At 69.4% G+C, this 14,242-nt stretch carries 14 protein-coding genes; 11 read left to right on the top strand and 3 right to left on the bottom strand.

What is annotated here, in order from left to right:
• Window positions 1-65 precede the first annotated feature (65 nt).
• The 8 genes from casI to C7H75_RS22405 all read left to right on the top strand — a co-directional run bounded on the left by casI (window position 66) and on the right by C7H75_RS22405 (window position 8,463).
• Window positions 66-1,706, top strand: coding sequence for a steroid-22-oyl-CoA synthetase (gene casI / locus C7H75_RS22440; protein ID WP_037085920.1), 1,641 nt, complete (start codon window positions 66-68; stop codon window positions 1,704-1,706).
• 1 nt (window position 1,707) lies between these two features.
• Window positions 1,708-2,550, top strand: a complete 843-nt coding sequence (locus C7H75_RS22435; RefSeq protein WP_084986723.1) for an SDR family NAD(P)-dependent oxidoreductase — start codon at window positions 1,708-1,710, stop codon at window positions 2,548-2,550.
• Between the two features lie 177 nt (window positions 2,551-2,727).
• Window positions 2,728-3,894, top strand: a complete 1,167-nt coding sequence (locus C7H75_RS22430; protein ID WP_106851857.1) for an acyl-CoA dehydrogenase family protein — start codon at window positions 2,728-2,730, stop codon at window positions 3,892-3,894.
• Window positions 3,891-4,889: a bifunctional MaoC family dehydratase N-terminal/OB-fold nucleic acid binding domain-containing protein gene (locus C7H75_RS22425; protein WP_084922826.1), complete on the top strand. Its 999-nt coding sequence runs from the start codon at window positions 3,891-3,893 to the stop codon at window positions 4,887-4,889. Before C7H75_RS22430 ends, C7H75_RS22425 begins: the two co-directional genes overlap by 4 nt.
• Entirely contained in the window at window positions 4,889-6,001 is a 1,113-nt protein-coding gene (locus C7H75_RS22420; protein ID WP_106851856.1) for an acyl-CoA dehydrogenase family protein, read from the top strand. The genes C7H75_RS22425 and C7H75_RS22420 overlap by 1 nt, the downstream gene beginning before the upstream one ends.
• Window positions 5,998-6,444 carry a MaoC family dehydratase gene (locus tag C7H75_RS22415; RefSeq protein ID WP_005517200.1) on the top strand — a complete coding sequence of 149 codons (447 nt, stop codon included), beginning with the start codon at window positions 5,998-6,000 and terminating at the stop codon, window positions 6,442-6,444. The genes C7H75_RS22420 and C7H75_RS22415 overlap by 4 nt, the downstream gene beginning before the upstream one ends.
• Complete coding sequence (locus C7H75_RS22410; protein WP_005517201.1) at window positions 6,444-7,622, top strand: lipid-transfer protein; 1,179 nt, start codon at window positions 6,444-6,446, stop codon at window positions 7,620-7,622. Before C7H75_RS22415 ends, C7H75_RS22410 begins: the two co-directional genes overlap by 1 nt.
• Window positions 7,623-7,647: 25 nt before the next feature.
• The gene (locus tag C7H75_RS22405; RefSeq protein WP_005517202.1) at window positions 7,648-8,463 is read left to right on the top strand and encodes a MaoC/PaaZ C-terminal domain-containing protein; all 816 of its coding nucleotides are present in this window, start codon (window positions 7,648-7,650) and stop codon (window positions 8,461-8,463) included.
• Between the two features lie 71 nt (window positions 8,464-8,534).
• On the opposite strand, the gene C7H75_RS22400 is transcribed toward C7H75_RS22405, so the two are convergent.
• Window positions 8,535-9,311, bottom strand: coding sequence for an SDR family oxidoreductase (locus tag C7H75_RS22400; protein ID WP_106851855.1), 777 nt, complete (start codon window positions 9,309-9,311; stop codon window positions 8,535-8,537).
• A 181-nt stretch (window positions 9,312-9,492) separates the two neighbouring features.
• Here C7H75_RS22400 and C7H75_RS22395 point away from each other — a divergent pair, with 181 nt between their 5' ends.
• From C7H75_RS22395 to C7H75_RS22385, 3 genes are all read left to right on the top strand, one after another.
• Complete coding sequence (locus C7H75_RS22395) at window positions 9,493-10,254, top strand: SDR family NAD(P)-dependent oxidoreductase (protein ID WP_106851854.1); 762 nt, start codon at window positions 9,493-9,495, stop codon at window positions 10,252-10,254.
• A gap of 5 nt (window positions 10,255-10,259) precedes the next feature.
• Window positions 10,260-11,228 (top strand): 2-hydroxyacid dehydrogenase, encoded by a 969-nt coding sequence (locus tag C7H75_RS22390; protein WP_106851853.1) that lies wholly within the window; start codon window positions 10,260-10,262, stop codon window positions 11,226-11,228.
• A gap of 113 nt (window positions 11,229-11,341) precedes the next feature.
• Window positions 11,342-12,088, top strand: a complete 747-nt coding sequence (locus C7H75_RS22385) for an IclR family transcriptional regulator (RefSeq protein WP_005517207.1) — start codon at window positions 11,342-11,344, stop codon at window positions 12,086-12,088.
• On the opposite strand, the gene C7H75_RS22380 is transcribed toward C7H75_RS22385, so the two are convergent.
• Both C7H75_RS22380 and C7H75_RS22375 read right to left on the bottom strand, forming a co-directional pair.
• Window positions 12,051-13,307, bottom strand: coding sequence for a multidrug effflux MFS transporter (locus C7H75_RS22380; protein WP_064076282.1), 1,257 nt, complete (start codon window positions 13,305-13,307; stop codon window positions 12,051-12,053). The two genes, C7H75_RS22385 and C7H75_RS22380, sit on opposite strands and share 38 nt — an antisense overlap.
• Entirely contained in the window at window positions 13,304-14,155 is an 852-nt protein-coding gene (locus tag C7H75_RS22375) for an alpha/beta fold hydrolase (RefSeq protein WP_172504542.1), read from the bottom strand. The genes C7H75_RS22380 and C7H75_RS22375 overlap by 4 nt, the downstream gene beginning before the upstream one ends.
• Window positions 14,156-14,242: the final 87 nt, after the last annotated feature.

Raw genomic sequence — 14,242 nt, 5'->3', positions numbered from 1 at the left:
TCAGTACCGCGCCCACCGGCGCCGTGACAGGAGAGAATGAGTTGGAACGCACCACGATTGCCGAGATGCTGCTCGATCGCGTCGGCGACGAGCATCTCGGTCTCCGCACCCGCGAGCAGGACTGGACGTGGGACGAGGTCGTCCGCGAGAGCGCCGCGTGCGGTGATCTCGCCCGATCGCTGCGGACCGACGGGCCGTTCCATATCGGCGTGCTGCTCGAGAACGTGCCGGAGTTCCTGTTCTGGCTCGGTGGCGCGGCGCTGACCGGCGCGACGATCGTCGGGATCAACCCGACGCGTGGCGCGGCGGAACTCGAGGCCGAGATCAAGTACGTCGACTGCCAGCTGATCGTCACCGACGCCGCGGGCATGGAGAAGCTGAAGGGCCTGGATCTGGGGCTGTCCGAGGACCGGTTCGTCCTCGTCGACGCACCGGACTACCGGGAGCGGATCGATGCCCACCGGGTGGAGCCGGCCATGGCCGACGGCATCGACGAGTTCAGCCTGTTCCTGCTGCTGTTCACGTCGGGCACCACCGGGATGTCCAAGGGCGTCAAGTGCAGCCAGGGCCGCCTGTCGCGCCTGGCGTACGCGAACACCGCGAAGTACGGGCACAAGCGCGACGACGTCGATTACTGCCCGATGCCACTGTTCCACGGCAACGCGCTGATGGCGTTGTGGGCGCCGGCGCTCGCGAACGGTGCCACGGTGTGTCTGCCGGAGGCGAGGAAGTTCTCCGCCTCGGGTTTCCTCCCGGACGTGAAGTTCTTCGGCGCGACGTTCTTCACCTACGTCGGCAAGGCCCTGTCGTACTTGATGGCGACCCCGGAGCTGACCGGCGACATCGACAACAAGCTCGAGCGCGGGTTCGGCACCGAGGCCTCTCCGGAGGACAAGGCCGAGTTCGTCCGCCGCTTCGGCGCCGAACTGTTCGAGGGCTACGGCTCGTCGGAGGGTGCCGGCTCGGTCAAGCTCGACCCGGAGGCGCCCTCCGGCGCGCTCGGTCGCCCCGCGCACGACGGCATCCTGGTGGTGAACCCGGAGACGCGTGAGGAGTGCGCCCGCGCGATCCTCGACGAGCACGGCCGGGTGCTCAATCCGGACGAGGCCATCGGCGAGATGATCAACACCGAGGGCGCGCGTGCCTTCGAGGGCTACTACAAGAACGACGCCGCCGACGCCGACCGCATCAAGCACGGCTGGTACTGGACCGGCGATCTCGGCTACATCGACGAGGCCGGGTTCATCTACTTCGCCGGACGCAAGGGCGACTGGATCCGCGTGGACGGCGAGAACACGTCGGCGTTGATGATCGAGCGGGTGCTGCGCCGCCACCCGGAGGTCATCGCGACGGGCGTGTACGCGATCCCGGATCCGAAGTCGGGTGACCAGGTGATGGCCGCGATCGAGGTCGAATCGCTCGAAGGCTTCGACCCGGTCAAGTTCGCCGAATACCTCTCCGGGCAGGCCGATCTCGGCAGCAAGGCGACGCCGCGGTTCCTGCGGGTCTCGACCAACCTGCCGATCACCGGGTCCAACAAGGTCCTCAAGCGCGAACTGCAGGCCGAGCTGTGGCGCACCGATGAGCCGGTCTACCGCTGGGTGGGCCGCGGCGAGCCCGTCTACGAGGCGATGACCGCAGAGGACAAGGCCGCGCTCGAGGCGGAGTTCGTCGCCTCCGGTCGCCAGCGTTTCCTGGGCGTCTGACGTGACCCGCAAGGTTGCGCTGGTCACGGGCGCGAGCCGCGGTATCGGCCGGGAGATCGCGCTCGCGTTCGCGCGTGAGGGTTTCGACGTGGCCATCACCGCCCGCACGGTGCGGGAGGGCGACGGCGCCGTGACGCCTCGCACCCGCGCGGAGGGCGAGACGCTGATCGCGGTGCCCGGCAGCCTCGAGACGACCGCCGCCGAGATCGAGGCGTGCGGCGTCCGCGCGCTGCCGATCCGGATGGATCTGCTCGACCTGGAATCGGTGCTGGCCGCCGCGGACGAGGTACTGCGGGTCCTGGGCCGGGTCGACGTCCTGGTCAACAACGCCTACGCGCAGACGGCCGGCCACATGGAACGGATCCTGGAGCTGCAGCTCGGCGACGCCGAGGTCATGGTCCGCGGCAACTACCTGCATCAGCTGGCGCTGATCCAGCGGGTGCTGCCGTCGATGGTCGAGAACGGGGACGGGGTGATCGTCGACCTGGTGTCGGGATCGGCGACGACGGACCCGCCGGCCGCGCCCGGCGAGGGCGGCTGGGGCGTCGCGTACGCGGCATCGAAGGCGGCGTTCGGGCGACTGGCCGGTGCCGTCAACGCGGAATACCGCGGGCGCGGTATCCGCGCGTTCAATCTGAGCCCCGGATTCGTGGTCACCGAGTCCGGTAAGGCGCGCGGCGGCACCGAGAAGATCGAGGACGCCGGATTCGACTCGGTGCCCGCGACGGTGCCGGCCGCCGCCGCGGTCTGGCTGGCCACCGCACCCGACGCCGAGCGTTTTCTCGGAAAGGTGGTCTGGGCGCCCAAGCTGGTGAATGATTTCACTGATTCCGCCACGTCCTGACGGGCGTCTCGGAGTCGACCGAGTGCAGGTGGGGTCGCGGTTCCCGCTGTGCGAGACGTGTGACCCGGGGATCCGACTCGGTCGCTAGCGTCCGGGACAACGCAGGCAGACAGTCGCCGGAACCCGGCGGCTGTCTGCCTTTGGTAAACGACGTCGTTTGGTATTAGAGGAGTAACGATGGATTTGAGGGAATCCCCCGAACAGCTCGCGCTCCGCAAGGAGCTGCGTGCGTACTTCGCGGCGCTGCTGCCGGAGGAGAAGCGACGCAAGGCCGGCGAGGAGGGCGTGGGCGGCCAGTACTTCCGCGAGGTCGTCAAGCTGCTCGGCCAGGACGGCTGGCTGGGCATCGGTTGGCCCAAGGAGTACGGCGGACAGGGCCGCTCCATCGAGGAGCAGTTCGTGTTCTTCGACGAGGTCCAGCGCGCCGGCCTGCCGTTCCCGTTCGTCACCGTCAACACCGTCGGCCCGACGCTGATGAAGTACGGCACCGAGGAGCAGAAGGAGCGCTTCCTGCCGGGCATCCTCGCGGGTGACATCGTCTTCGCGATCGGCTACACCGAGCCCGAGGCCGGCACCGACCTCGCGTCGCTCAAGACGCGCGCGGTCGCCGACGGCGAGGACTTCGTGGTCGACGGCGCCAAGATCTTCACGTCGGGCGCGAACACCGCCGACTACGTGTGGCTCGCGGCCCGCACCGATCCGGAGGCCCCCAAGCACAAGGGCATCTCGATCCTCGTGGTGCCCACCGGCGACCCCGGCTTCTCGTGGTCGCCGATCAACACCGTCGGCGGTCTCATGGTCACCGCCACGTACTACAGCGGTATCCGGGTGCCGCAGAAGGACGTCATCGGTGACGTCAACGGTGGCTGGCAGCTGATCGCCGCGCAGCTCAACCACGAGCGCATCGGTCTGGCCGCGATCGGTGGCCGCACCTACGGTCTGTGGCACCAGGTCCTGGACTGGGCCAAGGAGAACGGCGCGATCGAGATTCCGTGGGTGCAGCAGGAGTTCGCGCGCACGCACGCCAAGCTCGAGGCCATGCGCCTGCTGAACTGGAAGATGACCGCGGCCGTCGCCGCCGACACGCTGTCCGGCGCCGACGCCGGCGCCACCAAGGCGTACGGCACCGAGACCCACATCGACGTGTACCGCACGCTGCTGGGCATCCTCGGCGCCGCGGGTCGCATCCGCCCCGAGTCGCCGGGCGCGCTGCTGGCCGGGCAGATCGAGCAGATCTCCCGCCAGGGCATGGTCAACACGTTCGGTGGCGGCGTCAACGAGGTCCTGCGCGACATGGTCGGCACGATGGGCCTCGGTCTGGCACGTGAGAAGAGGGTCAAGTGAGCGAATTCCTCACCAAGCTCAAGGCATTCGAGGGTCAGATCCTGACTCCCACGGTGTGGGGTCCGGACGAGGTCAACACCCCGATGATCCGGCACTGGGTCGAGACGATGGGCGACACCAGCCCGATCTACCTCGACGACGACGCGGCCCGGGCGACCGGCCGTGACGGCGCTGTCGCACCGGCGCTGATGGCGCAGGTGTGGACCATGCGCACCTTCAACGACAAGATGGCGAACAACGATCCGTCGCAGGTGTGGACCGATCTGATCGCCACGCTCGACGGCGAAGGCTTCACGTCCGTCGTCGCGACCGACTCGGACTTCGAGTTCTTCACGGAACTGCGTCCCGGCGACCGTGTTTCGCTCACCGAGGTGATCGAGTCGATCTCCGAGGAGAAGAAGACCGGCCTCGGCGTCGGACACTTCGTCACGACGCTCAAGACGTACCGCCGCGGCGGCGCCGCGAACGGACACAGTGGGGACGACGAGGTTGTCGCGACGCAGCGTTGGCGGACGTTGCGCTTCAAGCCGAAGGGCAGCGAGAAGGCGGCCGAGAAGCCGGCGGAGAAGTCGGGCGGCCCCATCCCGGGCCTGCGCCCCCGCCCGGCTCTCAACGCCGACAACGCTTTCTGGTTCGAGGCCGCCAAGGAGCACCGCCTGGTGATCCAGCGGTGCACCAACTGCGGCGTGCTGCGCCACCCCACGGGTCCGATGTGTGGCGCGTGCCAGTCGCTGAACTGGGACACCGTCGACGCCTCGGGCCGGGGCATCGTCTACAGCTTCGTCGTCAACCACCACCCGCAGATCCCCGGATTCGAGTACCCGCTCATCGTGGCGACCATCGAACTCGAAGAGGGCACGCGCCTGATCGCGAACATGACCGGCATCGCGCCGGACGATGTCGAGATCGGCATGCCGGTGGAACTGGACTGGATCGACGCCGACCCGGATCTGACGCTGCCCGCGTTCCGTCCGGCCGCACGGGAGGACTCCTGATGGACTTCAACTTCAGCGAAGAGCAAGAGGCAATTCGTAACCTCGCCGACGAGGTCTTCACCAGCAAGGCCGACATCGACCGCGTCAAGCAGGTCGAGCTGAGCGACGAGCGCCTGGACCGCGACCTGTGGCGCGAACTCGCCAACACGGGCCTGCTGGGTATCGCGCTGCCCGAGGATCTCGGCGGCGGCGGCATGGGCCTGTCCGAGCTGTACGTCCTGCTCGAGCAGCAGGGCCGCCACGTCGCGCCCGTGCCGATCTGGCAGTCGGCCCTCGCGGCCCTCGCGGTCGCCGAGTTCGGAACCGATGCGCAGCGCACCGCGCTGGTGCCGGGAGTGGCGGAGGGCAGCAGCTTCCTCACGATCGGTCTCGAGGAGTTCGGCCCCTACATCGAGGGGAACCCGCAGACCACCGCCGCCGAGGCGAACGGGCAGTGGACCCTCACGGGCGCCAAGGCCGTCGTCCCGATCACGCACGTCGCGGATCGCGCGATCGTCTCGGCCACGACGCCGACCGGTGCCGCGCTGTTCGTCGTCGACCTCGGGCGCGAGGGTGTCTCGGTGGAGCAGACGCAGTCCACCACCTGGGAGATCTGCGGCAACGTCACGCTCGAGTCCGCCCCGGCGGAGCTGCTCGGCCCCGCCGACGGCACCACCGCGCAGTGGTTGCTCGACCGTGTCGAGCTCGCGCTCGCCGCGATCCAGCTCGGCGTCGGTTCCGGCGCCGTCCAGCAGGCCGTCACGTACCTCAACGGCCGCCACCAGTTCGGCCGTCCGCTGGCGACCTTCCAGGCCGTCAACCACCAGCTGGCCGACTGCTACATCGACCTCGAGGCCATGCGCGTGACGCTGTGGCAGGCCGCGTGGCTGCTCGCCGAGGGGCAGGAGCTGGGCACGTCGGTGCTCGTCGCCAAGTGGTGGGCCACCGACGGCGGCCAGCGCGTGGTGCACCGCACCACGCACGTGCACGGCGGCATGGGTGTCGACACCGACTACCCCGTGCACCGGCACCTGCTGTGGGGCAAGCAGATCGGCGCCACCCTGGGCGGTTCGGCGTCGGATCTCGCCCGTCTCGGCGCGCAGCTCGCCGCGGGTGTCGAGGTGGTCGCATGACCGCCACCGTCACCGTCACGGGCCGCAGCTACGACGACATCGCCGTCGGCGAGGTGCTGCCGGAGCTGGCGATCCCGCTGACCCGCACGCTGATCGTCGCGACGGCGATCGCGACCCGCGACTTCCAGGACGTGCACCACGATCCGGAGCTGGCGCAGCAGCGCGGCAGCAAGGACGTGTTCATGAACATCCTCACCAGCAACGGGCTGGCCGGGCGGTTCGTGACGGACTGGGCGGGGCCGTTCGCGACCGTGCGCCGGGTCAAGATCCGGCTCGGTGCCCCCAACTACCCGGGCGACACCATGACCATGAGCGGTGAGGTCGTCTCGAAGGAGAACGGTCTCGTCGAGGTGAAGGTCGTCGGCGCGAACAGCCTCGGCAACCACCTCGCGGGCTCCGTCACCGTCGCGTACCCCGCCGCCAGCGAAGGGAAGGACGCCTGATGGCTGTCAGCCCGCTCTCGGGTGCCGCCGCGATCGTCGGTATCGGTGCCACCGAGTTCTCGAAGAAGTCCGGCCGTTCGGAGCTGCAGCTCGCGTGCGAGGCGGTCACCGCGGCCCTCGCCGACGCCGGCATCGACCCCTCCGAGGTCGACGGTCTGACCACGTTCACGATGGAGACCAACGGCGAGATCCTCGTCGCCCGCAACTGTGGACTCGGGGAGCTCAAGTTCTTCTCCCGGATCGGCTACGGCGGCGGCGCGGCGTGCGCGTCGGTGCAGCAGGCCGCGATGGCCGTCGCGACCGGCATCGCCGACGTCGTGGTGGTCTACCGCGCGTTCAACGAGCGCTCCGGAATGCGCTTCGGTGCGGGCCAGCACGACCGCCCGATGGACTCCACCGCCGACCGCGCAGCGTACGCATGGTTGACCCCGCAGGGACTGGCGACTCCCGCCCAGTGGGTCGCGATGTTCGCCCGGCGGTACATGTACCAGTACGGTGCCACGAGTGAGGATTTCGGCCGGGTTGCTGTCGTGGACCGCAAGCATGCCGCGAACAACCCGAAGGCGTGGTTCTACGGCAAGCCCATCACGCTCGAGGACCACCAGAACTCCCGGTGGATCGCCGAGCCGTTGCACCTGCTCGACTGCTGCCAGGAGACCGACGGCGGTCAGGCCCTCGTCATCGTCTCGGCCGAGCGCGCCAAGGACCTGCGTCAGAAGCCCGCGATCATCAAGGGCGCTGCGCAGGGCTCCGGCAAGGACCAGCACATGATGGCGAGCTACTACCGGCCCGACATCACCGGGATCCCGGAGATGGGTCTGGTCGGTCGTCAGCTCTACGCCCAGGCCGGGCTGACGCCGGACGACATCGACGCCGCGGTCCTCTACGACCACTTCACTCCTCTGGTGCTCCCGCAGCTCGAGGAACTCGGTTTCTGCCGTCCCGGCGAGGCCAAGGACTTCATCCGCGAGGGCAATCTGGAGATCGGTGGACGGCTGCCGAGCAACACGCACGGCGGCCAGCTCGGTGAGGCGTACCTCCACGGCGTCAACGGCATCGCGGAGGCGGTCCGGGTGCTGCGGGGCACGTCCACCAACCAGCCCGAGAAGGTCGAGAACATGATCGTCACGGCGGGAACTGCGGTCCCCACGTCCGGTCTGATTCTCGGCGTCGCCTGACCGAATTACCTGGAAGGACCGAAGAATGACGGCAGTGGAGCAGAAGCCGGCCGGCGCGTGGCGTGGGGTCGACCTCGGCACCCGCACGGTGAGCTACGACGAGCGCGACGCGATCCTGTACGCGCTCGCCGTCGGCGCCAAGGCCACCGACCTGGACCTCGTGATGGAGGACCGGCTGCGGGTGCTGCCGACGTTCGCGCTGACCCTGGCCCAGTGGGCCCCCGACGAGCTGGGGCAGCGCGGTGCCTTCGACACGAAGACCGCGCTGCACGGCTCGCAGGAGCTGAAGGTGCTCGCACCGCTGCCGCGCAGCGGTGAGCTGTCGCTGAAGGCCACGGTCGGCGAGGTCTGGGACAAGGGCGCCGCGGCGGTGTTCGAGGTACGCGTCGAGTGCGAGTACTTCGTGGCCACCTGGTCGCTGTTCGCCCCGGGCGCAGGCGGATTCGGTGGCGAGCGCGGCCCGTCCAAGCCGCCGGCGCCGGAGGGCGAGCCGAACCTGACCACCGAGCTGGTCACCGCCGCGAACCAGACGGCGCTGTACCGGCTGCTCGGCGACATGCACCACATCCACATCGATCCGGAAGCGGCCGCGCACATCGGTCAGCCGCGTCCGATCATGCACGGACTGTGCACACTCGCCGCATCGACGCTGCCGCTCGCCCGGGAGCTCGGCGTGCACCCGGCGGACCTGAAGGAGCTGCAGGGCCGCTTCGCTGCCCCGATGTTCCCCGGTGACACCGCGGAGCTGAAGGCGTGGGGTGACGCCTCGGGTCTGTCGTTCGAGCTGGTCCGCGAGGGCAAGGCGGCGATCTCCGGCGGTTACGCGGTCTTCGCCGAGTAGCCCCGTCAGGACTTCAGCTGCGGGAGCGTTCGACTTCGGTCACGCTCCCGCAGCTGTTTTCACGTCCGGGCTCAGTTGCCCTGCGTCGCCATGTAGCGGGCCGGGTACTCGCCGCCACCGTGGACCGCGAGGTCGGCACCGTTGACGTACGACGACAGGTCGCTGCCCAGGAACAGGCAGGCCTTCGCGATGTCGGCCGGCACGGCCATGCGCTCCATCGGCAGGGTGCGGGTGACCGCGGCGCCGCCGTCCTCGCCGTACACCGACGCCGCCGCCTCGGTGCGGATCAGGCCCGTGGTGATGTGGTTGACGCGCACCTTCGGGGCCCACTCGAGTGCGAGAGCCTTCGTCAGGCCGAGAAGGCCGGCCTTCGCGGCGGTGTAGGCGGCGGTGCCGGGCTGCGGCTGGTGCGCGGAGACGCTGCCGATGTTCACGATCGCACCGCCGGTCTCCTGTTCGCGCATCACCAGATTCGCGGCCTGCGCCATGTAGGCCGGTGCCAGCAGATTCAGGGCGACGATCTTCTCGACGAAGCGCGGCGAGACGGTGGCGGCGTCGGCGTCGGGGGAGCCACCCGCGTTGTTGACCAGCACGTCGAGGCGGCCGAAGCGGTCGACGGCGTCCCGCACGAGGGCGGTCGCGTCGTCGGGGTCGCGGACGTCCACGGCGCGGAACGCGGCGCTGCGCCCGTCCACGGTGGGCAGGTTCTCGGGCTCGTTGCGAGCGCACACGAGAACGTCGGCGCCGGCCTGCAGGAAGTGCTCGGCGATGACGAAGCCGATGCCCTTGGTGCCGCCGGTGACGATCACTGCGCGGCCGGTGAAGTCGACCGGGTTGGGGTAGTTCATCCGAACTGCCTTTCTGTCGTATCGCAGCGCCGTACGCCACGAGGCTCATTGGTGCTCAGAAGTTTTCGTCGCCGATTTCGCGAAAACGCTGCGCGCAAGCAAATGCTTGGTCGAGAATAGTCGACTGGAGGTCTGTCACACCAGATCTTCCCAGTTCACGAGACTTCGAGAGCGAGTACACATGGGCAACCTCGACAGCAAGATCGCACTCATCACGGGCGCCGGTCAGGGCATCGGCCAGGGCATCGCGCACGCGCTGGCCAAGGAGGGCGCGTCGATCGTCGTCTCCGGCCGGACCGAGTCGAAGCTGATCAAGACGGTCGAGCAGATCGAGGCGTACGGCGGCAAGGCGTTACCGGTTCCGTGTGATGTCAGCAGCGGTGACGACATCGACGCGCTCGTGGCGCGCACGATCGAGCACTTCGGCGGGGTCGACATCCTGGTGAACAACGCCAACGACTGCAAGCCCGGCCCGCTGCTGTCGGTCACCGACGAGGACTTCGAGCGCTCGTTCGCGACGGGCCCGCTCGCGACGCTGCGCCTGATGCGCGCGTGCTACCCGTCGATGAAGGAGCGCGGCGGCGGATCGATCATCAACCTCGTCACGTCGGCGGCGGTCCGCTGGGATGCCAGCAACTACGGCGCGTACGCGGCCACCAAGGAAGGCATGCGCTCGCTCACCCGCGCCGCGGCCTGCGAGTGGGGCATCGACGGTATTCGTGTCAACGCGATTGCACCGCACGCGCTGTCGCCGGCACTCGAATGGTGGATCAACGAGTACCCCGAGGAGGCCGAGGAGTTCAAGGCCGGTATTCCGCTGCGCCGCATCGGCGACCCCGAGAGCGACATCGGACGCGCGGTCGTCTTCCTGGTGAGCAACGACGCCGGTTACCTCAGCGGTGCCACCATCCCGCTCGACGGCGGTCAGTCCCGCTGGGGCTGACGGACGTGGACGCACGGCCCGACCCCGCCCGGATCCTGGTCCTCACCACCGATCCGGCGATCGAGCGCGCCGTCGGCGAGGCCGTCGGCGGCTCGGGAACGCTCGTCCGGCCGATGTCCCGCACCGCGTCCGCGGTGCGGGACCTGCTGCCGGGTGTCGACGTGGTCGTGGCGGACTGGAGCGGACAGCTGCCGCTCGGCGCCGCAGAGGCCGCACTCGGCCGGCACCTGCGGCTGATCCAGCAGCCGGGCGTCGGTATCGCCTACATCGATGTCGACGCCTGGACCGAAGCCGGTGTACCGGTCGCGAACACCCCCGGAGGAAATGCGGCGTCGGTGGCCGAGTGGGCGGTCGCCGCCGCCGCGAACCTGTGTCGGTCGATCGCCTGGGCGGACGCCGAGATGCGCCGCGGGCGGTGGCCGCAGACGTCGGTCCGACAGCGGGACTGCCGGGATCTCGGCGATCGTCGGATCGGTCTGGTCGGGTTCGGTGACATCAATCGCCGCTGTGCAGAGCTGTTCACGGCGTTCGGGTGCGAGGTCGCCTACCACTCGCGCCGGCCGCACCCGGGCGCGCCGGTGCCACACCTGCCGCTCGACGACCTTCTGGCGGTGTCGGACGTGGTGGTGGTCGCGGTCCCGCTGACCGCGGACACCCGGGGGTTGATCTCGGCACGCGAGCTCGAACTGCTGCCTCGCGAGGCGCTCGTGGTGAACGTGGCCCGCGGGCCGGTCGTGGACGAGACGGCGCTCGCCGACGCGATCCGGTCCGGCACGGTGGCCGGTGCGGCCCTCGATGTCTTCGCGCGGGAGCCCGTCGAGACCGACAGCCCGCTGTTCGACCTCGACAACGTGCTGCTCAGCCCGCACATCGCGGGAGGCAGTTCGACGGCGTTGGCCCGGATGTACGCGATGACGGCGGAGAACGTCGCGCGGGTGTGCCGCGGGGACGATCCGCTGTGGACGATCGGCTGAGAACCCCGTCGGCCTTCCGGCGCCACCGGCATCGAAACAAGCGTTCGACGGATTCTCGGTAGGCTCTGCGCACCGGTCCCGCTGGGTGGGACGGCGATCGTAGGAGGCACCGGATGATGACATCGCTGCTGGGCAAGGTGCGCCTACTTCTCGAGTCCTTCGACGCCGAGTCGGGTTCGTTGTCCCTCACCGAACTGTCGCGGCGCAGTGGCGTCGCGAAGGCGACCGTGCACCGACTCGCGGCCGAGATGGTCGAACTGGGACTGCTCGAGCGCATCGGAACCGACTACCGGCTGGGCCTGCGGCTGTTCGAACTGGGACAGCTCGTTCCGACGCAGCGCATCCTGCGCGAGGCCGCGCTGCCGTTCCTGCAGGAATTGCACGCGATCACCCGCGAGACCGTGCACCTGGCGATCCGTGACGGCCTCGACGTGCTGTACATCGACAAGATCTCCGGCCACGGTTCGGTGGAGCTGCCGTCCCGCGTCGCCGGCCGGCTGCCGGTCGAGGTCACCGCCACCGGCAAGGTCATGCTCGCCTTCTCGTCGCCGGCGGTGTTCGAGCAGGTCGTCGCCCGCGGGCTCGCGAAGTTCACGCATCGCTCGGTGGCGTCGGCGGCGATGCTGCGGCGCCAGCTCGAACGTGCCCGCAGCGAGGCGATGATGGTCGAGGCGGAGGAAGTCCGCCTCGGGACGGCCAGTGCGGCCGTCCCGATCTTCTCGGGAGGTTCGACCGTCGTCGGCGCCGTCAGTGTCTCCACCAGCACGGCCCGGATGAACCTCGCCCGGATCTCGGGCCCGCTGCAGACCGCGGGACAGGGCGTCAGTCGAGCGCTGCACGAGATCGCGCGGACGGCCTGACGACCGTCCCCAGCGCGAGCAGCGCCAGGACCGCGGATCCGGTCATGGCGACGGCGATCGCCAGCGACGTGTTGCCGAGCAGTCCGACGATCGGGGCGATGACCGCCGCCGCCCCGAACTGTGCGAACCCCACCATCGCCGCCGCGGTCCCGGCGGCCTCGCCGTGCCGGGACAGCGCGAGCGCCGGCGCGTTCGGCATCACGAATCCGGTGGCGCACAGCAGTGCCAGGACCGGGAGTGCGAACCCGAGGAAGCCCCCGGTGGCGGTCGCCGCCAACCCGATCGCGACGCCGCCGAGCACGGTGCTCGCCGCGAGCGATGTCACGCAGATGCCCAGCGGCGTCCAGCGTCCTAGCAACACGACGTTGAGCTGGGAGGCGCCGATCAGCACGACGGCCCCGGCCGCGAACGCGATGCCGTAGACGCCGGGCGCCAGCTCGAACTGGTCCTGCATCACGAACGACGACCCGGCGATGTACGCCCACAGCACCGCCCGGCCCAGCCCGCACACCAGAACGAGCACCATGAAGTGTCCGTCGCGGGCCAACGTCGCGTACGTGCGCAGCACCGGCCCGAGGCCGCGCCCGACGCGCGCGGACGGTGGCAGCGTCTCGGGCATCGCGACCCCGCCGAGGACGATCATCACCAGCCCGAGGCCGGCGAGCACGAGGAACACTCCGTGCCACGAGACCGCCGTCAGCAACACACCCCCGATCGAGGGAGCCAGGATCGGGGCGACACCCATCACGAGCATCAGTCGCGACATAACGACGGCAGCGTCCCTGCCCTCGAACAGGTCCCGGACGACGGCCATCGCGATCACCCCGGTCGCGGCCGCGCCGAGCCCCTGCAGTGCGCGCAGCGCGCCGAGGACCGCGATCGACGGCGCGAACCAGCAGGCCACCGACGCCGCGACGTGCAGCGACGTGCCGAGGACGAGCGGTCGTCGACGTCCGAAGACGTCGGAGAGCGGCCCGATCACCAACTGCCCCAGGGCCAGGCCGAGCAGTGTCCCGGTGAGTGTCAGCTGCACGGCGGCGTCCGACGTCAGGAAGTCCTCGGTGATCGCGGGCAGCGCCGGCAGGTACATGTCCACCGTGAACGGCCCGAGGGCGGTGAGCAGGCCGAGGATCACGACCAGCCGGATCCGGCTCCAGCCCTCGGGCGCAGCGACGCGGGCACCTTCCCGGACCGCGTCGGTCGTCGCGTCGGCTGTCACGGATGCTGCTGGTTCAGGAACCCGGTCACCACGGTGTAGTAGTCGTGCGGCCGCTCCTCCTGGAGGTGATGCGACGCCTTGTCCATCACGTAGAGGTGGCCGCGATCGATCATCCGGGCGAGCATCAGCGGGTAGTCGGGGGTGAGGAAGGCGTCGTGCATTCCCCACGCGAAAAGTACCGGCGCCTTGATCATTCCGAGCTCCGCGGTGAGATCCTGCCAATCTCCGCGCGGGTTGTCCGATGCCGCCGCGAGGGCCATCTCGTCGGGGTCGAGGCTCTGCTCGTAGCGCATGTCGAGGGTCTCCTCGGGCAGGCGTTCGCCGTCGAACCATTCGAGCTTGGTGATGAGCTGACGCATCTTCTCCCGCGTGGGGCCCTCGCCCCCGTAGTACACGTCGCGGGCGTTGCGGCCGCGACGGCCGTCCTCGGGCAGCGGGGCGAGCGGGCCGTAGAACACCGGCATGCTGCCGGTGATCACCAACGAGCGCACCCGGTCGGGGTACTTCGCCGCCAGATTCAGCGCGATGGTGCCGCCCCACGAGTTGCACACGAAGTCGGCGCGGTCGATGCCGAGCTCGTCGAGCAGTGCCACCACCTTCGCGGCGTGGAAGTCCCACATCGGCCCGGTGATCGTGCACTTGTCCGACAGGCCGTACTGCAGGATGTCGACGAGAATCGCCCGACGATCCTGCGCGAAGAGCGGCGCGACCGGACCGAAATCGGACCATGCGGTGCAGCCCGGCCCGCCGCCGTGCAGGAAGATCGTGGGGGCGCCCTCCCCGAGGTCGTGGTAATGGAACTTCACGCCGGCTGCGGTGGCGTACAAGCTGTTCGGTCGATTCGTCATGCGCATACCTGACCCGATCTCCGTGCACGGGCAAAGGATCACGGTCCGTCAGGCGGTCCCGGTCTGTGGCAGTGCAGGTGGTGCCGC

It is taken from the genome of Rhodococcus (subgen. Prescottella) equi (assembly GCF_003013675.1).
Classification (GTDB): domain Bacteria; phylum Actinomycetota; class Actinomycetes; order Mycobacteriales; family Mycobacteriaceae; genus Prescottella; species Prescottella equi.
Note: the sequence above shows the minus strand (reverse complement) of the source record. Positions and strands in the feature narration are given on the sequence as shown.